A 19,677-nucleotide genomic window follows, 5' to 3' on the forward strand; every position below is an offset into this window, starting at 1 on the left:
GCCTGGACCCCACCCCCGGCCAGTGCATCGCGCTGGCGCGGGCGTTCGGGTGTGCGCGGGTGGTGTACAACGACGCGGTTGCGCTGCGCCGCCACGCCCACGCCGAAGGGCTGCCGTTCATCATCGATGGCGAGCTGTCCAAGCAGGTCATCACCCAGGCCAAACAACGTCCCGATCGGGCATGGCTGGGTGAGGTGTCGGCGGTGGTGCTCCAGCAGGCCCTGGCCGACGCCTGCGTGGCCTACCGCAACTTCTTCGCCAGTGTGAGCGGCAAGCGCAAGGGGCCGAAGATGGCGCCGCCTCGGTTCCGCTCTCGACGGGACAGCCGGCAGGCGATCCGGTTCACCAGGAACGCCCGGTTCACGATCACGGCAGACGGGAAGCTGTCCCTGCCGAAAATCGGTGACATCGCGGTGCGCTGGTCACGCCGTCTGCCGTCCGATCCGTCGAGCGTGACGGTGATCAAGGATGCGGCGGGCCGGTACTTCGCCTCGTTCGTGGTCGTCGTCGCCGAACGGCCATTGCCTCGCATCGAGGCTGAGACCGGTATCGATCTGGGGTTGTCGCATTTTGCGGTGCTGGCCGATGGCCGGAAGATCGACTCGCCCCGGTTTCTGCGCCGGGCGGAGAAGAAACTCAAGCGCCTTCAGAAGGTGCTGTCGCGTAAGGAGAAGGGGTCGGCGAACCGGGTCAAGGCCCGGATGAAGGTCGCCAAGCAGCATGCGAAGGTCGCTGATGCGCGCCGGGAGTTCCACCATCAGACCTCTATGCGGATAGTTCGCGAGAACCAAGCGATCTATGTGGAGGATCTGGCGGTCAAGGGACTGGCCCGCACGCGGCTGGCCAAGAGCGTGCACGATGCGGGCTGGTCGGCGTTCGTGGGCATGCTGGAGTACAAGGCGAAACTCTACGGTCGCACCTTCGCCCGGATTGACCGTTTCCATCCTTCCTCCAAGCTCTGCTCGGCGTGCGGGAACCTGGCGCAGGTGATGCCGCTGAGCGTGCGGGAGTGGGTGTGCGCCTGTGGCGTGAGCCATGACCGGGATGTGAATGCCGCGATCAACATCTTGGCCGCCGGGAGGCGGCAGGTCGCCGCTGGACGGAAACCCGACCCTGAGATGGGCGGGAAGCGGAGACCCCAAACGCCTGTGGAGGCAGGTAAGACCCCACGCCCAGCGCGCAAGCGCCAGGCACAGGGCACGGCCGAAGAAGCAGGAAGCCACCGAAATGCCAATGCGGCATAGGCGGAATCCTCAGGATCCATCCCGGGGAGCGCGTCAAGTGTCGAGAGTGCGCAGGTAGGCGTCGGCCTCGGCGATGTGGTCCTCGGTGAAGACGCGGATCCCGTTGAGCTCCAGCAGCGCCGTGGTGACGCCCTGGCCGGGCGTCCGGCGGCCCCGGAACGTGCCGTCGTAGACGGTCAGCGAGCCGCACGAGGGGCTGCCCTCTTTCAGCACCGCCACCCGGACGCCGAAGGAGCGGGCGACGGCGAGCGCCGACTGCGCGCCCGCCAGGAACTCGGCCGTGACGTCGGACCCGTCGGCGGTGAGCACGCGGGCGGCTCCCGAGAGCACGGCCGCGCCGCTGACCCCGCCCTCGATCTCGGCGGCCGGGCGGGGGGTCGGCAGCCCGCCCTCCACCTCGGGGCAGAACGGCACCAGACGGCCCTCCTCACGCCAGGCGGCGAGCCGGGCGTCGGCGCTGGTCTTGGCGCCGCCGTCATAGCGCACCCGCCGGCCCATCAGGCAGGCGCTGACGAGGACTCTCTCCATACCGACGATTTTAGGAGCGCGATCGGCACCAGCGAGACAGCGGCCAGCGCGATCGCGCAACCGAACGCGTAGGTGAACGGCTCGGCGACGCCCGCCCTGGTGAACAGCTGCAGGAGTACGGCCAGCAGCGCCACGCCGAACGACGACGCCAGCCGTACCGAGATGTTGCTCAGCGTCGAGGCGGCGGGCATGGCGGCCCGGTCGAGCGTCTTGAACGCGGCGGCGGCCACGGACGGCGCGACCAGCCCATGCCCGAGGCCCAGCACGAACATCGGGACCACCTCGCCGAACAGCACGAACCCCAGCACGCCGAGCGTCGCCAGCACCACGCCCGCCGCGCCGACCCCGCGCGGCCCGCTCCGGTCGGTGAGCTTGCCGGCGATCGGCATGGTCAGGGCGGCGCCCAGGCCCATCGGCGCCAGCAGCAGCCCCGCGTCCAGCGCGTCGCCGCCCTTGGCGAGCTGGCTGTAGAGGGGGACGAGCACGGTCACGCCGAACAGCGCCGCCGAGTAGCAGATCAGCGCGACCACGGCGGCCGCGAACGTACGGTCGCCGAACAGCCGCAGGTCGAGCAGCCCGCCCGGCGTCCGCACCGCCCGCACCGCGAACACCGCCACCAGCGCGAGCCCGCCCCACAGCGCCGGATGGGCGAGCGAGGCGCCGTTGCCCACCTCCGACAGGCCGAACACCAGCGCGGCCAGGCCGGGGGAGAGCAGCGCCAGGCCGAGCACGTCGAGGCGGCTGCCGCCGGTCGGCTGCCCACCGGGCAGCAGCTTGATCGCGGCCACCAGGGCGATGACGCAGACGGGCAGGTTCACCAGGAACAGCCAGCGCCAGTCGAGGTCGCGCACGATCACGCCGCCGAGCACGGGCCCGAGCACCGGGGCCAGCATCGCGGGCACCGAGATCATGGCCATCGCCCGGCCCATCCGGTCCTGGCCCGCGACCTGGGCGATCATCGCCTGGCCGACCGGCATGAGCAGGCCGCCGCCCAGCCCCTGGACCGCGCGGAAGGCGATCAGGGCACCCACCGACCAGGCCGCGGCGCTCAGGGCGGAGCCGCCGGCGAACAGCACCAGCGAGGTCAGCCAGACCGCCTTCGTGCCGAACCGGCCGACAGCCCAGCCGGTGATCGGGATGGTCATGGACAGGGCCAGCAGGTAGCCGGTGATCACCCACTGCATGGTGGCGAGCGTCGTGTGGAAGTCGCGGGCCAGGACGTTGACCGCCACATTCATGATCGTCGTGTCGAGAATCGTCATGATCACGCCCAGCAGGACCACCAGGCCGGTCATCTTGAGGGGATCTCGTACGCTGTATCGCATGCCGTACACCGTAACACTTCTCGTACGACGTATCGCCCCGCTTAGACTGGGCTCGTGAGTTCCGTCTGGTCGCGGCCCGCGCCGCAGCGACGCCCCGCGCTGACCCGGGAGGCGATCGTGGCCGCCGCGATCACGATCGCCGACGCTGAAGGGCTGGGGGCCGTCTCGATCCGGCGCGTGGCCACCGAGCTGGGCGCCCGCACGATGACCCTTTACTCCTACATCGAGCGCAAGGAAGACCTGCTCGACCTGATGGCCGACGAGATCGCCGCGGAGGTGCTGGTCGACGAGCCGCTGCCGGAGGACTGGCGCGAGGCGATCCTGACCATCGCCCGGCGCGAGCGGGAGATGGTGCTCCGGCACCCGTGGCGGGTCGACCTGGTCTCCCAGCGCGTCTCCGTCGGCCCCAACGGCCTGCGCCATGTCGAGCAGTCGCTGGCCGCGCTCGACGGGCTGGCGGTCGACCAGCCGGCCAAGTGGCGGATCCTGGCCGCGATCGACGACTACTCGCTGGGCTTCATCGTCCGCGAGTCGCTGGAACGCGCCGCGCCCCGCCGGATGGGGGTCAGCGACGCCGAGCGGAGCGCCCTCGCCGAGCCCTACATGCGGGAGCTGGTCGCGAGCGGCGCGTTCCCCCGGCTCGCGCCGCTGATCGAGGGCGGAGTGGCGGGCGCCGACGACACCTACGAGCGGGGTCTCAACTGGCTGCTGGACGGAATCGAGGGCGACCTACCCGAGCGATAGCCTTTTCTCGATGAACACCACCGTCGCCACGATCGTGATCGTCGGCTCGCTGCTGCTCGCCCTGGCGAGCCTGATCGCCGCGATCCGCAACCGGTCCATGGGCATGATCCTGCTGGTCGGGTTCACCGTGCTGGAGGTGGCGGTGCTGGTCCAGGCGGGCATCGTGATCGCCGCGGTGGTCGGCGGCCAGGGCCCCGCCGAGAAGGGCACGCTCTACGGCTACCTCGCCGGGCAGGCGGTCATCCCGCCGGCGGGCGTCTTCCTCGCGCTGGCCGAGCGGAGCCGGTGGGGGCCGGCGATCCTGGTCGTGGCCGGGTTCGCGATCGCGGTGATGACGGGCCGGCTGCTACAGATCTGGCAGGGCCTCCCATGAGCGGACCGGCGATCGGCAGCGGGCCGGGCCGGGCGCTCGTGGCCGTCTACGGGCTCTTCGCGCTCGCCGCGGGCGCGCGGGCCACGGTGCAGATCCTCACCAAGTTCGGCGAGGCGCCGCTGGCCTACACGTTGTCGGCGCTCGCCGCGCTGGTCTACATCCTGCTCACCGTCGCGCTGGCCCGTGGCGCGCGCACCCTCGCGCTGGCGGCACTGGGTGTCGAGTTGGCGGGCGTGTTGCTCATCGGCACGGCCAGCGTCCTCGATCCGGCCGCTTTCCCGGAGGCAACGGTCTGGTCGGTCTACGGGAAGGGTTACCTGTTCATCCCGCTGGTCCTGCCGTTCGTCGGCCTCTACTGGCTGCTGCGCAGGCGTTAACGGGCCGAGGGCTCGGGCAGGGGCCCCTCATGAGCACGATCGAGCACTCCGTAGATGTCCAGGTCCCCGTCAGGGTGGCATACAACCAATGGACGCAGTTCGAGAGCTTCCCCGAGTTCATGGAGGGTGTCGAATCAGTCAAGCAGCTCAGCGACACACGTACGGCCTGGGTCACCGAGATCGCGGGAGTCAAGCGCGAGTTCGAGGCCGACATCACCGAGCAGCACCCGGACGAGCGGATCGCCTGGCGGTCGGCCGACCGGCCGCACCAGGCGGGCGTGGTGACCTTCCACCACCTCGACCCGAACACGACCAAGGTCACGCTCCAGATGGAGTACGACCCTGAGGGCTTCGTCGAGACGGTCGGCGACTGGCTGCAGATCGTCCGCCTGCGCATCAGGAACGACATGGAACGCTTCAAGTCGTTCATCGAGTCGCGCGGCGGCGAGACCGGCGGCTGGCGCGGCGACGTGCCCGGGCCGCACCAGAGCGGCTCCGGCTACGACCAGGGCGACCAGCCGGTACCGCCCGTGACCGGAGACCGGCCGACGCCGCCCGGCGGTGGTGATCGCCCGATGCCGCCCGGCACCATCGGCGGCGGCGGCGAGTTCCCCGGCGGCGCCACGCTTCCGCCGCCCGGCCCCGTGCCGAGCCCGCCGCCCGGCCCGGTGCCTCCCCGTGACGAGCCGCCGCAGGAGCCGCGCCCCATCCTGTGATGGCTCTAGCGCAACCCCCCGGGTGTTCTCGGGGGGTTTGCCATGTTTAGGAATAAATGCGGGTTTCGGGCCTGTTAACATGACGATTCATCCCATGACTTGATGAGTGGAGGACCGTCCCCGCATGAGCGTGCTCGCCCAAGAGACCGACCAAGAGTCCAAAGGCAGATCCCTTGTCTGGCTCCTCGTGCTGGGAATCGTCCTCGCGGCGCTCAACCTGCGTACCGCCGTCACCAGCGTGGGCCCGCTGCTCGACCAGCTCGCCGGCGCGCTCGGCATGTCGAGCGTCGGCACCGGCCTGCTCACCACGCTGCCCGTGCTGGCCTTCGCGACGGTCGGCGCGGTCACGCCCACGCTGGCCAGGCGCGTCGGCGAGCACCGGCTGCTGCTGCTCGCGCTCGTCACGCTCGGCGTGGGCCTGCTCGTGCGCTCGCTGGTCGGCTCCGCGCCGGTGTTCCTGCTGAGCAGCGCGATCGCGCTGTCGGGCGGGGCCGTCGGCAACGTGCTCATCCCGACGCTGATCAAGCGTCACTTCCCGGGTCGTACCGGGATCATGACCACCGTCTACACCGTGGCGCTGGCCGTCGGCACCATGCTCGCCGCCGCGGCCACCGTACCGATCGAGCGCGCGTCAGGTGACTGGCACATCGCGCTCGGCGTGTGGGCGGCCCTGGCCGCCGTCGCCGTCATTCCGTGGCTTGCGCTCCTGCGCAGTGAGCCGGAACGGCGCATCGGCCAGGAGGACGCGGGCATCCGCCGGCTCGTCAGGAGCAAGCTGGCCTGGATGGTCGCGATCTACTTCGGCACCCAGTCCATGATCGCTTACATCATGTTCGGCTGGCTCGCCACCATCCTCACCGACGGCGGCTACACCACCGGCCAGGCCGGGCTCCTGCTCGGCGTGTTCACCGCGTTGAGCATCCCGGTCTCGATCCTGGTGCCCGTCCTCGCCTCCCGCTTCCGCGACCAGCGGCCGGTCGTCGTCGGGCTCGTCGCCTGCTACGCCATCGGGTTCGCCGGGTTGTGGCTCGCGCCGATCTCGACGGCGGCGGTCTGGGTGACGTTCGTGGCGATCGGCATGGGGTCCTTCCCGCTGGCGCTGATGATGCTCGCCCTGCGTACGCGCACGCCGGAGACCACCGCCGCGCTGTCGGCGTTCGGGCAGAGCGCCGGCTACCTGATCGCGGGTGCGGGGCCGCTGCTCGTGGGGGTGCTGCACCAGATGACCGGCGGGTGGACGCTGCCGTACGCGCTGATGTTCGCGGTGCTGGTCGTGCAGCTGCTCACCGGCCTGTACGCGGGACGTAACCGGTATCTCGAGGACGAGTCCCTGCCGGTGAGCAAGCTCGTCCCTGCCAGAATAGGCGGATGAACTCGACAGTCGTCACCTTCCCCGACGGTCATGTCAGTGGCCGCTCGGAAATCGTCGAGGTCGTGCCGGCGGGGGGCCGGCACGGTCTCGTCGTCGCCGAAACACCGTTCCACCCGCTCGATCACACCTGGCCGGACCAGCCCGCCGACCGGGGCACGATCGGCGGGCTGCCGGTGGCCGACTGCGTCACGGGGGCCCAGTCGGGCACCGGCGAGATCTTCCTCGGCGCCGACATCCCGGTACGCCGGGGCACCGAGGGCTGGGCCTGGCTGGTCGTCCACGTGACCGAGAGCCCGCTGCCCGTGGGGGCCGAGGTCGCGCTGGAGGTGGACCCCGGCCACCGGGCGGCCCTGTCGGCCGGGCACACCGCCTGCCACCTGGCCGCGCTCGCCCTGAACGCCGCCCTGGCCGGGCACTGGCGCAAGCCCGCGGCGCCCGACGGGCTCGGCCACCCGGACTTCGACCAGAGCGCGATCACCTCGTCGCGAATCTCCCCCTTCGGCAGCGAGGACGTCTACCGGCTCGGCAAGTCCCTGCGTAAGAAGGGGTTCTCCGCCGAGGGGCTGGACCTCTCGCAGGTCGCCTCGGAGGTGAACGACCGGCTCAAGGCATGGGTCGCGGCCGACGCGGCGGTCTGGCTCGACGTGCCGGGACCCGGGCTGACGGCCCGCCGTACGTGGCACTGCGCGCTGCCGGAAGGGGAGACGTCGATCCCGTGCGGGGGGACGCATGTCCGGGGTACGGCGGAGCTCGGGGTCGTCACGGTCGAGCTGGATCTTCAGGATGCCGCGCTGATCATGCGTACTACCTGTCTCTGAGGACTACTTGTCTCTGAGGAAGGCGAGCACCCGCTGCCAGGCGTCGGCGCAGGCCTCCTCGTGCTCGGCGGCGGTGGCGTCGAAGAAGCCGTGCGGAGCGCCCGGGTACGTGACCAGTTCGTGCGCCACCCCCGCCTCGGTCAGCGCCGCGCCGAACTCGCTCACCTGCTCACCGGTGATCTTTTCGTCGGCGCCCCCGAACAGGCCCAGGATCGGCGCGCCCAGTTCGGCCGCGTGCTGCGTCGGCCCGGGACCGTACGGGCCCACGATGCCCGGCGCGCCGTAGAAGCCGATCACGCCCGCCAGCCCGAAGCGCGGCGCCGACGCGAGGAACGCGTTGCGCCCGCCCGCGCAGAACCCGAGCGCCACCGCCGGCCTGCCCAGCCGCTCGGCCGCGGCCATGATGTCGTCCTGGATGGTCTCCCTGCCGAGCTTGGAGACGTGCTCCATGAAGGGGAAGTCCTCGCCCCGCTCGTCGTCGGTGGCGGTCCTGCCGTAGTAGTCGATGGCGATGGCCGGGTGACCCTGCTCCGCCAGCCGTACGGCGAGTTGCTGGTAGAAGTCGTGCAGGCCGCGTAGGTCGGGGAGGATGACCACGCCCGGCCCGCGGACGTCGTCGGGACGGGCCTCATAGGCGGCGAACATGGTGCCGTCGGCCGAGGTCAGCCTTATGTCGGAGGCGCTCGTGCCGGTGATGGGGGTGGTGAGGGCGGGTGGTTTCGCATCGTCGTCGTAGCACATGATGGGGCGAAATTACCACTCGGCCGATAGGCGTGTCAGCATGTGTTGACAAGCGGATGCTTGTCAGCGCATGCTGACACCATGAAGGTCAACGAGCTGGCCGAGGCGGCCACCGATCGCGATCCCGGCGTGGGTCTGGCGGCCGTGGCCGCCCTGAGAGCCCTGCTGGAGGAGCTTGAGGCCACGCACGTGTCCAACGCCCGGGACCAGGGGTGGTCCTGGGAGCAGATCGCCGACGCCCTCGGGGTCAGGCGGCAGTCCGCGCACCGCAAGCACGCCCGCCGAGTCGGAAGGTAGCCACATGCTCGCCAGATTCACCAACCCCGCCCGCCGCACGCTGATCAGGGCCGGGACGCTGGCCCTCGACGCGGGGCGTGCGGCGCTCACCCCTGACCTCCTGCTGCTCGCCCTGGCCGAGGTCCGGCCCTTCTCGCTGGAGCGGTTCACCGTAACGGCTGAGGACGTACGGGGGCAGGTGGATCTCGGTGACACCCGTGAACTGCTCGCCACTCTGGGGATCGACCTCGACGCCGTGCACCGCCGTACCAGGGAGGGGACCGCCGACCCCGCGCGGTGGAGACTGACGCGGTCGCGGCTCAAGCCGCTGCGGGTGACCCTGTACGGGCCGTTGGGGGCGGTACCGCTGGCCATGCACGCGCGGAAGGCGGTGGAGGTGGCGATGTGGCGGCCGGGGGCGGTGACGGGGGAGCGGCTGCTTTGGGGGTTGTTGGCCGATTGCTCGAACGGAGTGGGGCGGATTCTGCGGGACGGCGGGGTGGATCTGCGGGCGCTGGTGGAGGAGGCGGGAATACCGATGGCCCGGACTGCGTAGCGCTGCGTCAGGCCGGGGCGTCGAGGTGGGTGATCTTGTCTGGGTTCGCGATGAGGTAGATCGTGTCGATCTTGCCGTCCGTGACCAGCAGGGACATGACGGTGACGACCCGGCCCGCGGCCGAGGCGACTATGGCGGGTGCGCCGTTCACGTTCGCCAGGTCGTACGACAGGGTGACCAAGTCGCTCGCGCCGATCGAGGCCATGAACTTGGCGATGCCGTCGGGGGTGGCGATAGACGTCAGGAAGCGCGTCACGTTCGCGGCGCCGGTCAGGGCGCGCAGCGGGGACCGGGCCTTGCCGCCGCCGTCGCTCACCAACGTCACGTCGGTGGACAGCAACTCGATCAACCCGTCCAGGTCACCGCTGGTGGAGGCGCGGATGAAGCGTTCGGTGATGCGCCGCCGCTCGCCGCGGTCCACATCGAAGCGGGGCCGCTTCTCCTGTACGTGATCGCGGGCGCGCCTGGCCAGCTGCCGCGTGGCGGGCTCGGCCCGGCCGATCACCTCGGCGATCTCCGAGAACGGCAGATCGAACGCCTCCCGCAGCACGAACACCGCCCGCTCCAGCGGCGAGAGCGTTTCGAGCACCACGAGCAGCGCGAACTCGACGGAATCGGCCAGCTCCGCGTGCTCCGCCACGTCGGGCGCGGTGCTGATGGGCTCGGGCAGCCACGGGCCGACGTACGACTCGCGCCGCGACTTCGCCCACCGCAGCCGGTCGATGGCCAGCCGCGACGTGATCCTGACCAGGTACGCCTTGGGATCGGCGACGATCGTCTCATCCACGCCGGACCAGCGCAGCCACGCCTCCTGCACCACGTCCTCGGCATCGGCCACGCTGCCCAGGATCCGGTACGCGACGCCGGTCAGCAGGCTGCGGTGGTCTTCGAAGGTCGACATGAGACTTAAGACGTATCACGGGGGATCGTGTGTGACACACCCACACCAGGATTCCTATACACTGAGATCGCACCAAGGGGCTATAGCGCAGCTGGTAGCGCACCTCCATGGCATGGAGGGGGTCTGGGGTTCGAATCCCCATAGCTCCACTCGTCGGCGGGGTTGTATGGTCGCTTGCCCCCTACGGGGGCTTCGCTTCCCCCTGGCCTCCTCGTTGTTTACCCCGGGGGATAACCCCCGGACCCCCAGCGTCGGGCCAATCGGCCTTCGCTTCGCTCCGGGCTGTTTTCTTTTTGGTTCCTAATCGGCTTCGCCTCTTTGGCGCTTCGCGCTTGGGGGCTTCAGGCGTTTTCTTTCAGTCGGGCCTGGTCCCGACCCCTGTAGGGCCTTCGCTTCGCTCGGGCGGTCTTATTTAGGCGCTTCGCCTGCTTGCCACGGCGGGATCTCATTGCTGTGACCATCTGGAAAGCCGCATCTTGTCGAGATGGCGTCCGCCGCTGAGTGGTGGATCCACGATTTCGTTGTATGGCTTCTGCGAGGACGGTCAGGGCTGAGTGGCCGAGAAACCGCACCGCTCTGCGGGATGTCATCTCTGTTGATCGCGTGACTACGTTCGCCCGTATGGGCGCCGGGACGCCGTTTCCCCGCGTTGGGGCCTTCTCCGGCCAGAGCGGCTTCACGGGTCCTAGGATGACTTCCCGCAGGGCGGTGTAGCTTCTCACCCGCTCAGCCCTGTTCGCCCACGTAGGAAACGCACAATGAGATCGTTGATCCACCATTGGGTGGGACACCACCCTCGCGTCCGCCCCGCACCGGTACCCGGCGCACCGCGTCCGCATCCCCGCGGGCTGGTGGTCGCGGTTCTGATGGCAATGTGATCAGCGGCGCGGTAGTCCGGGGCTCCGGCACATCGACGTGATCAAGGCGCTGGGCTTCAGCCCTGATCAGGTGGTCGTGGTTTACCGGCTCTTCATGATCGAGGGTATGACTGGGGTCTGAATCCGTCGGTCTCGAGCAGTGACCAGGCGACGTAGCCGGTGAGATTGCGGAAGCCCGGGGCGGAGCCGCGTAGGTGTTCCAGGCGGAACCCCAGTGCGGTCGCGCCCTGCGACCAGCACCAGCGATCGATCCTCATCCAGAAGCGCCCAGAACTCGATCAACTCATCCAGCGTGGCCGGTTCCATGCGGCGACGTCACTTCGCCACCGGCGCCAATCGGACCTGAGTGATTAACGTGCCCGGCCTGGGTCAACGACGCCCCGTCGCCGATCAACCGTGTCGGGTCGGCCGGTAGGTCAGCACCTGTGTGTGGCCGTCGAAGGTCCGGGCTTCGAGCAGTTCGAGGTCGAAGTCGTCCGCGCCGTCGAAGATCCGGTCCACGCCGGTCGTCCCGGAGATCACGGGGAAGACCGTCACCTCGATGGCGTCGATCAGGCCGGCGTTCAGCAGTGCCCGGTTGAGCGTCAGGCTGCCGTGGGAACGCAGCGGCACATCGGATTCGGCCTTGAGGCGCGTGACCACCTCGACAGGGTCGCCGGACTCGATGGTCGTGCCCGGCCAATCCAGCGGCTCGGTCAGCCGGCTGGAGAGCACCGTGACCGGGGAGTCGAACATGCGCGTGATCCACGCGTCGAACAGGCTGCGGTCGAAGCCCGCGTCAAGGAACGGCGCGTTCGAGGAGTAGGTCTTGGCCCCGAGCACCATGCGCAGCGGGTCGCGGTAGGCGGCGGCGCGATGGGCGAGCAATTCGGGGCCCTGCTTGCCCCAGTAGCCGCCCCAGTCGCCGCTGTGGTTGGCGAAGCCGTCGAGCGTGGAGAAGATGTCGAAGGTGTACGTGGCAGTCATGGGTGTCTCCTTGCGGGAAGCTGGCCGCGGCCGCCTTGTGGCGGCCTCACCCCTGCTACGAACACCACCGCCCCGATCCGACACACCTCCCGGATTTTCCTGCAAAAACTTTCCGGGCTCATCCAGGGGGACTACCGGGGGTCAGCGGAGGCGCCGGCGGCTTCGGGAAGAGGAACGTACTTGCCGAGGAACTGCCGGGCTGACGGCTTGTCCAGGCGGTAGTCGTAGTTGGTTCCCTTGCAGGCGTCGTCCGCCCCGCTGATCGACGTGGCCACGAGGAGATGCGAGTCGGGGCCGCCCAGGAAGTTCGGGCCGCCTGAGTCGCCGAAGCAGGTGCTGCCGTCCCCATGGGAAGTCAGGGACAGGTCCAGCCATTTGGCGGACAGGTTCTCGAAGGAGATGGACGCTTGGCGGCGAGTGTCGGTGTAATGCCACTGCTCGCCGTGCCCTCCCTTGGCCTGGGAGCCGTGGCCTCCCTTGGCCGGGGAGAGGGCGCCGTACCCGACGGGGGTGAAATGTGTGGACTTCAGCTTGCCGTCCGCCTTGAGGCGGTCGAGCATGCCCACCTCCGGCAACTGGGCCGGGCGGATGCCCGTGACGGGCTTGTCGAAGACGACGACTGCCATGTCGTGCAGATCCGAGTCCGTCGAGAATCGGGGGTCGGGGATGTACCGGCCGGCGTAGAGCTGGTCGCCGCGCGTGTAGTGATGGGAGAAGGAGACCTGGGCCGTCTTCTGATTCCGCTCCCCGCAGTGCGCGGCGGTGAGGAAGACCGTCGGCGAGACGAGGGTGCCGGTGCAGTACGCCCAGGTACCGTCGGAGTGCGGCTTCTCGGCGACGAGGGCCCCTACTTCCGGATGGGCGTCACCGTCGTCCGAGCCGTTGGTGATGGCTGCCGCGGGCGTGGCGGAATAAGCGATCGTGGCAGCAAAAACTAGGACAAAAGGGACGTAACGCATCTGAGGAGTGTAGGCGGAACATAGCCTCCGCATGGAATACCGCGCAAAAAATTTACCTGGGTCAGGACTGATGTGACGCTTGTGAGTGCGGGGACGCGGGATTCGGCGATGCCGCGCATAGATGGGTGACGACTTGGGACTTGCCGCTCGGTGCCGTCCAGTGTCTCGCCATTCAGCTCAAGAAAGACGACCGCCGACGTCCAACCGAGTCGTTTGTTGCCGTCGACCAGAGGGCGCCCAATGCAGAGGTTCGCGGGTAGTTGGCCTCCGCCTCGGAGGTCGACGGATGGTCGCTGCGATCGAACTGAGAAGAGCCGATCTGCCCTCCGTAACCCAATGGTTGCTTTACGTGTGCTTAGGTAGTCCTTTGACAAGTTTGTGGGCCGGAGTGGGGTTGAAGGGTGTCAAAGTACGGCTGGCGTCACTCGGCGTTCGCGCCTGCGGTGGGCTTGATGGTTTCCGCGCTGCTGTTCGTGGCCGGAGCGGTGGAAACGCTGCTGGTGTCCGTGGGTGCGACCACGGCCCCGCCGGCCGCGGAGGTCGTGGTCACGCTGATCATCGCGGTGTTCCTGACCACCGTTCTCAGGCTCGTCAGGGCCGTACCGGATATCCGGCGGGAGAGTGCCGCGACGGCGCGGGCCGTGGCGAACGTGCAGGCGGTGAAGCCGAGCGAGGACACGCTGGTGGGGCGGCGGCTCAAGCTGTTCAAGGAGGCGGCCGAGGCCGGGAACGACTGTGAGGCGGTGCTGGGCGCCCGGTCCGCGCTGGACGACAGCGAGATGGCCAACAAGCATCACCTCGACCACGCGCTCATCTGGGCGCTGCCGGTGTTCGGGTTCATCGGCACCGCGCTGACGATGGCCGCCATGGTCAGCTCCTTCTCGAACGCCCTGGACAACCAGGGGGACCCCAGCGTGCTGATCACCGCGCTCAAGCAGCACGTGCTGCCCGAGCTGGCGTCGGCGTTCGGTGTCACCCTGGTCGCGCTGTTTCTGAGTGTGCTCGCCTTCGGTGGGATGGCGCTGATCGAGCGGGCGGAGCGGGCCAGCGTGGTGGCCGCCGATGAGGTGTTCCTCATCTATATCGCGCGCCTGCCCGTCAAGCAGGTGGCGCCCGCCATGACGGGGCTCACCCAGGAGCTGTCGCAGTCCAGGGGCAGGACCGAGGAGCTGGTCAAGGGTCTGGACGCGCTGCGCACCGCGGTGGAGCGGTTGAGCGCCGCCGAGAGCCGGCCGCAGAAGTACACGCTGGTGAGGGAGCAGTGAGGAAGCGGGCCTCCAGATCGTTCGCGCCGCCGCTCGACCTGCGCTTCATCGACCTGTTCATGTCCATCGTCCTGGCGCTGTCCTTCGTGGCGATCATGCTGACCGTCGTGGCGCGGATGCTGCCGACGGACGTCCCCACGCCGCCGCGTCAGGAGACGCGCCAGAGCGTGGCCCAGCTGCAGAAGCAGCTCGACGCCGCCATGGTGGCCAAGCGGAAGGCCGAGACCGAGCTGCGCACCACGCAGGCGCAGATCGCCGAGCAGACCGCCTTCGCGCTGCCGTGGTGGCTGATCGGGTTCTGCGCGCTGCTCGGCGTGCTCACCGTGTTCATGAGCTGGCGGATCCGGCTGTGGAACAAGGGGAATCTGCCCCGACTGCGCAGCTGGCTGATGGTCACCGTGGTGGTGGCGGCGGTGACCGTGGTGATCAGGTCGTTGAGCGACAGTGACGGCTATCTGCTGCTCGCCGAGATCCCCTGGTGGGGGGCCGACGCCCTCTGTCTTGGGCTGTTGCTGGTCGCGTACGTGCTGATCTCCGACATCCGGGCCAGCCACGCCGCGCTCGGCCAGATCAGGGTGCGGTCGGCGCGCGGCTCGGTCCCGGAGCGGTAGAGGATCACGGTTTGCGGGCGACTCCGGCCAGGACCCAGGCCCGCTTGGCCTCCTGGTCGGAGACCGGGGTGCTGGAGCGCCACTGGCGGACATAGATGAAGCCGGGGTCGACGAGCTCCAGCCCGTCGAAGAAGCGCACCGCCTGGTCGCGATTGCGCGGACCGCCCTTGGGCCGGTTGAGCGCCTCCCGGAAGACGTCGGCGATCTGCTCGGCTATCTCCGGGCGGCCGTCGAAGACGGCGTGAGTGAGGCAGAGGAAGCTCCCGGGCGCCAGCCGCTCGCACAGCCGGGCCACATGCTCGAACGGGCCGTCCTCGTCGGGGATGTACTGGAGCGCACCAATGATGAGGACGCCGACGGGCCGGTCGAAGTCGATCAGCTGATTCAGGGTGGGATCGTCCAGCATGGCGTCGGGGTGGAGGATGTCCCCTTCGACCACTCCCGTGCGCGCGTTGGTGGCCAGCAGCGCCCGCGCGTGGTTGAGCGCGACCGGGTCGTCGGCGACGTACACGACGTTGGCGTCCGGGTCGAGCGACTGGGCCACCTCGTGGACGTTCCGCTTGGTAGGCAGTCCTGAGCTGACATGGACGAACTGCGTGACCCCCTGCTCGACCAGGTAGCGCACGACCCGTTCGCGGAACTCCTGGACGTACTCGCCCATCGCCTTGGCGTCGGGGATCAGCGCCAGGACCCGCTCAGCGGCCTCGCGGTCGGCGGCGAAGTTGTCCTTGCCGCCCAGGAAGTAGTCGTTCATGCGGGCGACGCTGGGAGCGTTGGCCGATACCCCTGGCCGTCGGGGCGTGTCATTCATTGTCATCTCCTCGCTCCCACCCGGCTAAGAGGACAGTAGCAAGCCAAGGGCCATCCGGGAGGCTTGTCCTGGTTTGTACGGTCGAAGACTCATGAAAGGTTCATCCGCAGCAAATGGCGTCTCAAGGGGTGGTTCTTAGCTTTGCTGGCGCAAGGGAAGTTCAACTCTTCGGAAGGCGACCACATGGGACACGATCATGAGGGCCAGCGCGTCAGCCGGCGGCGGTTGATCACCGGGGTCAGCTCGCTCGGGCTGGGCAGCCTGCTCGCCGCCTGCGGCCAGGACGCGCCGGCGGTGACCACCTCGACAGGGGCGAGCGTGTCTCCGACGGCGACCACCACCAAGGATCTCACCGCCCTGTTCGCCGACGCCAACACCTGTACGCTGACCGCCACCACCACGCAGGGCCCCTACTACTTCGACGCGGACAAGATCCGCAGCGACATCCGGGAGGACCGGAAGGGGACGCGCCTGCGCCTGGCGGTCAAGGTCCAGGACAGCGAGACCTGCAAGCCGCTGGGGAACGCGGTGGTGGAGATCTGGCACTGCGACGCGGCCGGGCTCTATTCGGGAGCGGAGTCGCAGTCGACCGGTGGCGGCGGCCGTCCCGGGGGCACCCCGCCGACCGGTGCCCCGCCGAACGGTGGCCCGCCCACGGGTGCCCCGACCGGTGAGACCAGCGCGAACGACCTGACCCCGACGGACGACAAGCGCTACCTGCGCGGGGCCCAGGTCACCAACAGCGCGGGGACCGTGGAGTTCACCACCATCTGGCCGGGTTGGTACCGGGGACGGACGGTGCACATCCACGCGATGGTGCATTTCAGCAACGCGCGGGTGCTGACCACCCAGGTGATGTTCGACGAGGCGCTCAACACCAAGGTCTTCACGCAGTCGCCGTACGCGGCGCACACCGGCCGGGACACCTTCAACGACGGCGACACCATCTACAAGGACAGCATGCTGCTGAAGGTCACCCAGGAGGACGACGGCTATCTGGGGGCGATCGTCTTCTCCGCCGACTCCGACAAGGACGGCAAGTGATCAGGCCCCGGCCTCGGGCGGGCGCAGGCGCCGTAGGGCCTCGCTGACGCTCTCACCCAGTCCGGTGGCGATCGGGTTGCCGTCGGAGTCGCGGGCGACGGCGGAGTAGGCCGGTCCCGGCAGCTCGGTCAACAGGATGGTGTTGCCGTCGCGCAACAGGTCCTCCGGTGCGAGGCGGTGTTCGCGCCGGTCTGCCAGGTCGCGGGCGGCGACCAGGGCGGCCACGGGGGCGCGGTGGCGGGTGAGGAGTATGGGGCCGCTGTCGTGCGGCTGGGCGGCCTGTCGTACGAGGTCGCCGAGCTTGCGGCGGACCGTTGACAGCGGCAGGGTGGGCAGGCCGGTCAGCGGCCCGGACACCCCGGACAGCGGGACCAGGGCGGCCCATTCCCAGCGTTCGCGGGTGATCAGCGTCGTCTCGCCGTCCTGGGCGGCGCGCACCAACCGGCCCCAGTGAACGCGTGCCTCCTCGACGCCGAGCGGGGGGCCGAGCCGGGCGACGAGCTCTTCATAGACGGTCGGGGTGTCGTACATCGGTAGAATGTAAGCCGCCTTACCGATAAAATGCAAGCCGCCTTACAAAATCGGGCTCGAAAACCGGTTGCGGCCATTAATAGCGTGGTCGGCATGGAGGCACTGGTGGAGTCGTTCGTGCGGGACGGTTTCGTGAAGTTGACGATCGGTTCGCGCGAGCAGGGTGAGGCGGCGCAGGCGCTGCTGTGGCAGCAGATCGGCCTGTCGCCGGACGAGCCCGAAGGGTGGCGCGAGCCGGTGGTGTGGGCCGCGGACATGACCGGGTATGGGCCGTTCGGCGAGTTGGTCGGATCGCCCGAGCTGGCGGCGGGCTTGGACGCGGTGTGCGGGAAGGGTGGCTGGCAGCCGCGTGGCGCGGCGGGCAACATTCCGATCCGGTTCCCGCGGCGACCGCCGGCCGACGACCGTGGCTGGCACCTGGACGCCAACGTGTCGCGGCCCGACGGCAGCTGGGGGGTGACCGTCCGCTCGACTACGCTCCTGGTGCTGATGCTGTTCTCGGAGGTAGGCGAGTCGGACGCGCCGACCCGGGTCAGGGCGGGGTCGCAGCGGGACAGCTTCGGGGCGCTGGACGAGCAGCAGGTGTACGACCACATCAGCGCGGGCGGGCTGGCGGACGCGGCCAGCAAGGACCGGCCGCTGGCCCTGGCGACCGGCTCACCGGGGGACGCCTACCTGGTGCATCCGCTGACCGTGCACGCCGCGCAGGAGCACTTCGGTGAGAGGCCCAGGTTCATGGCGCAGATGCCGTTCATGCTGACCGAGCCGTTGGACCCGGCGGCCGGCACGCCGCTGGCCAGAGCGCTCCGCTGAGACCTGCCACTGGCTCGACCCACCGGTTATCGGGGGTCGATCGGTGTCAGGGGCGGGGTTCCGGCCTCGATGGCGGCGGCCGCGTCCAGGCACAGGTCCTCGCGGAAGCGCGGTCCGATGATCTGTACGGCCTGCGGCAGCCCGTCCGCCAAACCGGTCGGGACCGCGACCGAGGGCAGCCCCAGCAGGTTGGCCACCACACTCATGCGCAGCGCCGCCGGCCACCCGGCCAGCCACTCGGGATCGAGGTCGGCGCCCACCGGGAACGCCGGTATCGTGCAGATCGGCGCGAGGACCAGCGGCGCCGAGGCCGTCCAGTCGTCCCAGGCCCGCGCGATGGCGGCGCGTTCCATCATCGGGTCGAAGGCGGCGCGCCCGCCCGCTCGCGTCCAGATCTCCTCGTAGGCGGCCCAGAACTGGACGAACCCCTTAGAGGCGACCGTCTCGACGGGTGGCTGCTCCTCATGGACGCGGCCGTAGGAGGACATGATCTGGGTGTAGATCTCGGAGGCCCGGTCCAGGGCGGGCGGCAGGCTCTCCGTCACCCGGTAACCGGCGTCGGCGAGCAGCTTGGCCGCCTGCCGCACGGCCGCGGTGACCTGCGGGTCCGCGTCGAGGCCGGTGACCGCCGCCACGCCGATCGGCCTCGCCGGGGCGGGACTCCGCAGGGGGACCGGGGCGTACCAGGGGTCGCCGGGGGCGTGGCCGCACATGTGGTCGAAGGCCAGCCGCAGGTCGGCCACCCGGCGCGCGATCGGCCCGTGCACGCCCAGCAGCTGGAACGCGAACGGCGACGCCTGCCCTCGCTGGGCGATCCGGCCCAGCGACGGCTTCAGTGCGGCGACGCCGCAGCACTGCGCGGGCCAGCGCAGCGAGCCCGCGCCGTCGTTGCCGATGCCGAGCGGGGTCAGGCCGGTCGCCACCGCGGCCGCGTCGCCGCCGCTGGAGCCGCCCGGCGTGTGGCCGGCCGACCAGGGGTTGCGGGTCGCGCCGCGCAGGTCGTTGTCGGTGTGCCAGCGGATGCCGAACTCCGGCATGTTCGTCCGGCCGATCGGGATCGCGCCCGCCGCGCGCAACTGGGCGATGTGCTGGGCGTCGCGCGGGGCTACAGCGTCGCGCAGGGGGACGATACCGAGTGTCGTCGCCGAGCCCGCCACGTCGACGTTCTCCTTGACCGTCATGGGGACGCCGCATAGCGGGCCCGGCGCCGTGCCGTCGCGCAGGGCCCGGTCGGCGGCGTCCGCCGCGTCGAGGGCCTGCTCCTCCAGCACCACCGTGATGGCGTTGACCTGCGGATTCACTTCGGCGATCCGCGTCAGATGGGCCTGGACCACCTCACGGCTGGACACCTCGCGGGTGCCGATCAGCCGCGCCAGGTCTTGGGCGGTCGATGCCCATAGCTCAGCCACAACATCCTCCTTGAGGGGGTAAGCGGTGCCGAGGAATCTAGGGCGAGAATTCAGAAAGAGGCAGTCTTGTCTTTCCCGGCCGCTTCAGCCAGCCGGAGAACGCGCAGGTGGGAGCGGCAGGAAAAAGGGCCGGAGGCGATCGCCTCCGGCCCTTCGGAATATCCGGCTAGTTATGCCGGGTGGTCTTGCGCCAGGTGAATCCACCCGGCAGGTTGACGGATATCGTGCGGCGGCCGTCCGCCGTGCGAGTGACACGGAACAACCGGTTGCCCCAGCTGTGCCCGACGCCGCCGCGCGACAGATTGAGCCTGAACGGCCCGAGCTTGATCGACTTTCGGTAGCTCCAGCCCATCGAGGTTCCCTCCATGAGATCGCGAGGGCTCCCAGCTACCCGAAAATTTGCGAAATATCGGGTTTAT

23 protein-coding genes, 1 tRNA gene and 1 pseudogene are annotated in these 19,677 nt (G+C 69.5%); 14 read left to right on the forward strand and 11 right to left on the reverse strand.

What is annotated here, in order from left to right:
- Positions 1-2: 2 nt before the first annotated feature.
- The gene (locus tag AB0J16_RS53355; RefSeq protein ID WP_358555044.1) at positions 3-1,244 is read left to right on the forward strand and encodes a transposase; all 1,242 of its coding nucleotides are present in this window, start codon (positions 3-5) and stop codon (positions 1,242-1,244) included.
- Between the two features lie 33 nt (positions 1,245-1,277).
- On the opposite strand, the gene AB0J16_RS53360 is transcribed toward AB0J16_RS53355, so the two are convergent.
- Positions 1,278-1,772, reverse strand: coding sequence for a DUF523 domain-containing protein (locus AB0J16_RS53360; protein WP_358555047.1), 495 nt, complete (start codon positions 1,770-1,772; stop codon positions 1,278-1,280).
- Entirely contained in the window at positions 1,742-3,097 is a 1,356-nt protein-coding gene (locus tag AB0J16_RS53365) for a DHA2 family efflux MFS transporter permease subunit (RefSeq protein ID WP_358555049.1), read from the reverse strand. Before AB0J16_RS53365 ends, AB0J16_RS53360 begins: the two co-directional genes overlap by 31 nt.
- Positions 3,098-3,151: 54 nt before the next feature.
- Between AB0J16_RS53365 and AB0J16_RS53370 the strand changes: the two genes are divergently transcribed.
- The 6 genes from AB0J16_RS53370 to AB0J16_RS53395 all read left to right on the forward strand — a co-directional run bounded on the left by AB0J16_RS53370 (position 3,152) and on the right by AB0J16_RS53395 (position 7,497).
- Complete coding sequence (locus tag AB0J16_RS53370; RefSeq protein WP_358555052.1) at positions 3,152-3,841, forward strand: TetR/AcrR family transcriptional regulator; 690 nt, start codon at positions 3,152-3,154, stop codon at positions 3,839-3,841.
- A 10-nt stretch (positions 3,842-3,851) separates the two neighbouring features.
- Entirely contained in the window at positions 3,852-4,214 is a 363-nt protein-coding gene (locus tag AB0J16_RS53375) for a hypothetical protein (protein ID WP_358555055.1), read from the forward strand.
- A complete protein-coding gene (locus AB0J16_RS53380) occupies positions 4,211-4,591 on the forward strand; it encodes a hypothetical protein (protein ID WP_357939863.1) in 381 nt (126 codons plus the stop codon). Before AB0J16_RS53375 ends, AB0J16_RS53380 begins: the two co-directional genes overlap by 4 nt.
- 29 nt (positions 4,592-4,620) lie before the next feature.
- Positions 4,621-5,307, forward strand: coding sequence for an SRPBCC family protein (locus AB0J16_RS53385; protein ID WP_358555058.1), 687 nt, complete (start codon positions 4,621-4,623; stop codon positions 5,305-5,307).
- A 124-nt stretch (positions 5,308-5,431) separates the two neighbouring features.
- Positions 5,432-6,679: an MFS transporter gene (locus AB0J16_RS53390; protein WP_358555061.1), complete on the forward strand. Its 1,248-nt coding sequence runs from the start codon at positions 5,432-5,434 to the stop codon at positions 6,677-6,679.
- Positions 6,676-7,497 (forward strand): metal-dependent hydrolase, encoded by an 822-nt coding sequence (locus AB0J16_RS53395; RefSeq protein WP_358555064.1) that lies wholly within the window; start codon positions 6,676-6,678, stop codon positions 7,495-7,497. Before AB0J16_RS53390 ends, AB0J16_RS53395 begins: the two co-directional genes overlap by 4 nt.
- Before the next feature lie 3 nt (positions 7,498-7,500).
- On the opposite strand, the gene AB0J16_RS53400 is transcribed toward AB0J16_RS53395, so the two are convergent.
- Positions 7,501-8,238, reverse strand: coding sequence for a dienelactone hydrolase family protein (locus AB0J16_RS53400; protein ID WP_358555067.1), 738 nt, complete (start codon positions 8,236-8,238; stop codon positions 7,501-7,503).
- Positions 8,239-8,319: 81 nt separating this feature from the next.
- On the opposite strand from AB0J16_RS53400, the gene AB0J16_RS53405 reads away from it, so the two are divergent.
- Together AB0J16_RS53405 and AB0J16_RS53410 are read left to right on the forward strand one after the other, a co-directional pair.
- The gene (locus AB0J16_RS53405) at positions 8,320-8,535 is read left to right on the forward strand and encodes a helix-turn-helix domain-containing protein (protein WP_357648152.1); all 216 of its coding nucleotides are present in this window, start codon (positions 8,320-8,322) and stop codon (positions 8,533-8,535) included.
- 4 nt (positions 8,536-8,539) lie between these two features.
- The gene (locus tag AB0J16_RS53410) at positions 8,540-9,070 is read left to right on the forward strand and encodes a Clp protease N-terminal domain-containing protein (RefSeq protein ID WP_358555070.1); all 531 of its coding nucleotides are present in this window, start codon (positions 8,540-8,542) and stop codon (positions 9,068-9,070) included.
- A gap of 7 nt (positions 9,071-9,077) precedes the next feature.
- Here the strand turns inward: AB0J16_RS53410 and sigJ are convergent, their stop codons facing one another.
- Entirely contained in the window at positions 9,078-9,971 is an 894-nt protein-coding gene (gene sigJ / locus AB0J16_RS53415; RefSeq protein ID WP_358555073.1) for an RNA polymerase sigma factor SigJ, read from the reverse strand.
- Between the two features lie 76 nt (positions 9,972-10,047).
- On the opposite strand from sigJ, the gene AB0J16_RS53420 reads away from it, so the two are divergent.
- Positions 10,048-10,120 (forward strand) — tRNA-Ala (locus AB0J16_RS53420).
- 821 nt (positions 10,121-10,941) lie between these two features.
- Here AB0J16_RS53420 and AB0J16_RS53425 read toward each other — a convergent pair.
- The 3 genes and pseudogenes from AB0J16_RS53425 to AB0J16_RS53435 form a co-directional block, all read right to left on the reverse strand.
- A pseudogene (locus AB0J16_RS53425) lies at positions 10,942-11,082 on the reverse strand (ISL3 family transposase); the annotation flags it as partial.
- Between the two features lie 157 nt (positions 11,083-11,239).
- Positions 11,240-11,815, reverse strand: coding sequence for a dihydrofolate reductase family protein (locus tag AB0J16_RS53430; RefSeq protein WP_358555076.1), 576 nt, complete (start codon positions 11,813-11,815; stop codon positions 11,240-11,242).
- 131 nt (positions 11,816-11,946) lie between these two features.
- Complete coding sequence (locus AB0J16_RS53435) at positions 11,947-12,774, reverse strand: trypsin-like serine protease (protein ID WP_358555079.1); 828 nt, start codon at positions 12,772-12,774, stop codon at positions 11,947-11,949.
- Between the two features lie 452 nt (positions 12,775-13,226).
- Here AB0J16_RS53435 and AB0J16_RS53440 point away from each other — a divergent pair, with 452 nt between their 5' ends.
- On the forward strand, positions 13,227-14,039 hold the full coding sequence (locus tag AB0J16_RS53440; RefSeq protein ID WP_358555082.1) for a hypothetical protein: 813 nt from the start codon (positions 13,227-13,229) through the stop codon (positions 14,037-14,039).
- Positions 14,036-14,650, forward strand: a complete 615-nt coding sequence (locus AB0J16_RS53445) for a hypothetical protein (protein WP_358555085.1) — start codon at positions 14,036-14,038, stop codon at positions 14,648-14,650. Before AB0J16_RS53440 ends, AB0J16_RS53445 begins: the two co-directional genes overlap by 4 nt.
- 4 nt (positions 14,651-14,654) lie before the next feature.
- Here the strand turns inward: AB0J16_RS53445 and AB0J16_RS53450 are convergent, their stop codons facing one another.
- A complete protein-coding gene (locus AB0J16_RS53450; protein WP_358555088.1) occupies positions 14,655-15,461 on the reverse strand; it encodes an SAM-dependent methyltransferase in 807 nt (268 codons plus the stop codon).
- Between the two features lie 183 nt (positions 15,462-15,644).
- On the opposite strand from AB0J16_RS53450, the gene AB0J16_RS53455 reads away from it, so the two are divergent.
- On the forward strand, positions 15,645-16,505 hold the full coding sequence (locus tag AB0J16_RS53455; protein ID WP_358555091.1) for an intradiol ring-cleavage dioxygenase: 861 nt from the start codon (positions 15,645-15,647) through the stop codon (positions 16,503-16,505).
- On the opposite strand, the gene AB0J16_RS53460 is transcribed toward AB0J16_RS53455, so the two are convergent.
- On the reverse strand, positions 16,506-17,036 hold the full coding sequence (locus AB0J16_RS53460; RefSeq protein WP_358555094.1) for a type II toxin-antitoxin system Phd/YefM family antitoxin: 531 nt from the start codon (positions 17,034-17,036) through the stop codon (positions 16,506-16,508).
- 93 nt (positions 17,037-17,129) lie between these two features.
- Here AB0J16_RS53460 and AB0J16_RS53465 point away from each other — a divergent pair, with 93 nt between their 5' ends.
- The gene (locus tag AB0J16_RS53465) at positions 17,130-17,849 is read left to right on the forward strand and encodes a phytanoyl-CoA dioxygenase family protein (protein WP_358555097.1); all 720 of its coding nucleotides are present in this window, start codon (positions 17,130-17,132) and stop codon (positions 17,847-17,849) included.
- Between the two features lie 26 nt (positions 17,850-17,875).
- Here AB0J16_RS53465 and AB0J16_RS53470 read toward each other — a convergent pair whose 3' ends face one another.
- Both AB0J16_RS53470 and AB0J16_RS53475 read right to left on the reverse strand, forming a co-directional pair.
- Positions 17,876-19,258 carry an amidase gene (locus tag AB0J16_RS53470; RefSeq protein WP_358555100.1) on the reverse strand — a complete coding sequence of 461 codons (1,383 nt, stop codon included), beginning with the start codon at positions 19,256-19,258 and terminating at the stop codon, positions 17,876-17,878.
- A 166-nt stretch (positions 19,259-19,424) separates the two neighbouring features.
- A complete protein-coding gene (locus tag AB0J16_RS53475) occupies positions 19,425-19,625 on the reverse strand; it encodes a DUF4236 domain-containing protein (protein ID WP_357939902.1) in 201 nt (66 codons plus the stop codon).
- Between the last annotated feature and the right edge of the window lie 52 nt (positions 19,626-19,677).

Source organism: Nonomuraea sp. NPDC049750, from assembly GCF_040659625.1.
GTDB lineage: Bacteria > Actinomycetota > Actinomycetes > Streptosporangiales > Streptosporangiaceae > Nonomuraea.

Bases quoted from the DNA above. Each gene is read 5' to 3' on its own strand.
- AB0J16_RS53450 (WP_358555088.1), bottom strand. From the start codon at position 15,461: ATGAATGACACGCCCCGACGGCCAGGGGTATCGGCCAACGCTCCCAGC.
- AB0J16_RS53360 (WP_358555047.1), bottom strand. From the start codon at position 1,772: ATGGAGAGAGTCCTCGTCAGCGCCTGCCTGATGGGCCGGCGGGTGCGC.
- AB0J16_RS53455 (WP_358555091.1), top strand. From the start codon at position 15,645: ATGGGACACGATCATGAGGGCCAGCGCGTCAGCCGGCGGCGGTTGATC.
- AB0J16_RS53410 (WP_358555070.1), top strand. From the start codon at position 8,540: ATGCTCGCCAGATTCACCAACCCCGCCCGCCGCACGCTGATCAGGGCC.
- AB0J16_RS53405 (WP_357648152.1), top strand. From the start codon at position 8,320: ATGAAGGTCAACGAGCTGGCCGAGGCGGCCACCGATCGCGATCCCGGC.
- AB0J16_RS53395 (WP_358555064.1), top strand. From the start codon at position 6,676: ATGAACTCGACAGTCGTCACCTTCCCCGACGGTCATGTCAGTGGCCGC.
- AB0J16_RS53475 (WP_357939902.1), bottom strand. From the start codon at position 19,625: ATGGAGGGAACCTCGATGGGCTGGAGCTACCGAAAGTCGATCAAGCTC.
- AB0J16_RS53380 (WP_357939863.1), top strand. From the start codon at position 4,211: ATGAGCGGACCGGCGATCGGCAGCGGGCCGGGCCGGGCGCTCGTGGCC.
- AB0J16_RS53375 (WP_358555055.1), top strand. From the start codon at position 3,852: ATGAACACCACCGTCGCCACGATCGTGATCGTCGGCTCGCTGCTGCTC.
- AB0J16_RS53385 (WP_358555058.1), top strand. From the start codon at position 4,621: ATGAGCACGATCGAGCACTCCGTAGATGTCCAGGTCCCCGTCAGGGTG.
- AB0J16_RS53400 (WP_358555067.1), bottom strand. From the start codon at position 8,238: ATGTGCTACGACGACGATGCGAAACCACCCGCCCTCACCACCCCCATC.
- AB0J16_RS53465 (WP_358555097.1), top strand. From the start codon at position 17,130: ATGGAGGCACTGGTGGAGTCGTTCGTGCGGGACGGTTTCGTGAAGTTG.
- AB0J16_RS53440 (WP_358555082.1), top strand. From the start codon at position 13,227: ATGGTTTCCGCGCTGCTGTTCGTGGCCGGAGCGGTGGAAACGCTGCTG.
- AB0J16_RS53435 (WP_358555079.1), bottom strand. From the start codon at position 12,774: ATGCGTTACGTCCCTTTTGTCCTAGTTTTTGCTGCCACGATCGCTTAT.
- AB0J16_RS53460 (WP_358555094.1), bottom strand. From the start codon at position 17,036: ATGTACGACACCCCGACCGTCTATGAAGAGCTCGTCGCCCGGCTCGGC.
- AB0J16_RS53365 (WP_358555049.1), bottom strand. From the start codon at position 3,097: ATGCGATACAGCGTACGAGATCCCCTCAAGATGACCGGCCTGGTGGTC.
- AB0J16_RS53430 (WP_358555076.1), bottom strand. From the start codon at position 11,815: ATGACTGCCACGTACACCTTCGACATCTTCTCCACGCTCGACGGCTTC.
- AB0J16_RS53390 (WP_358555061.1), top strand. From the start codon at position 5,432: ATGAGCGTGCTCGCCCAAGAGACCGACCAAGAGTCCAAAGGCAGATCC.
- sigJ (WP_358555073.1), bottom strand. From the start codon at position 9,971: ATGTCGACCTTCGAAGACCACCGCAGCCTGCTGACCGGCGTCGCGTAC.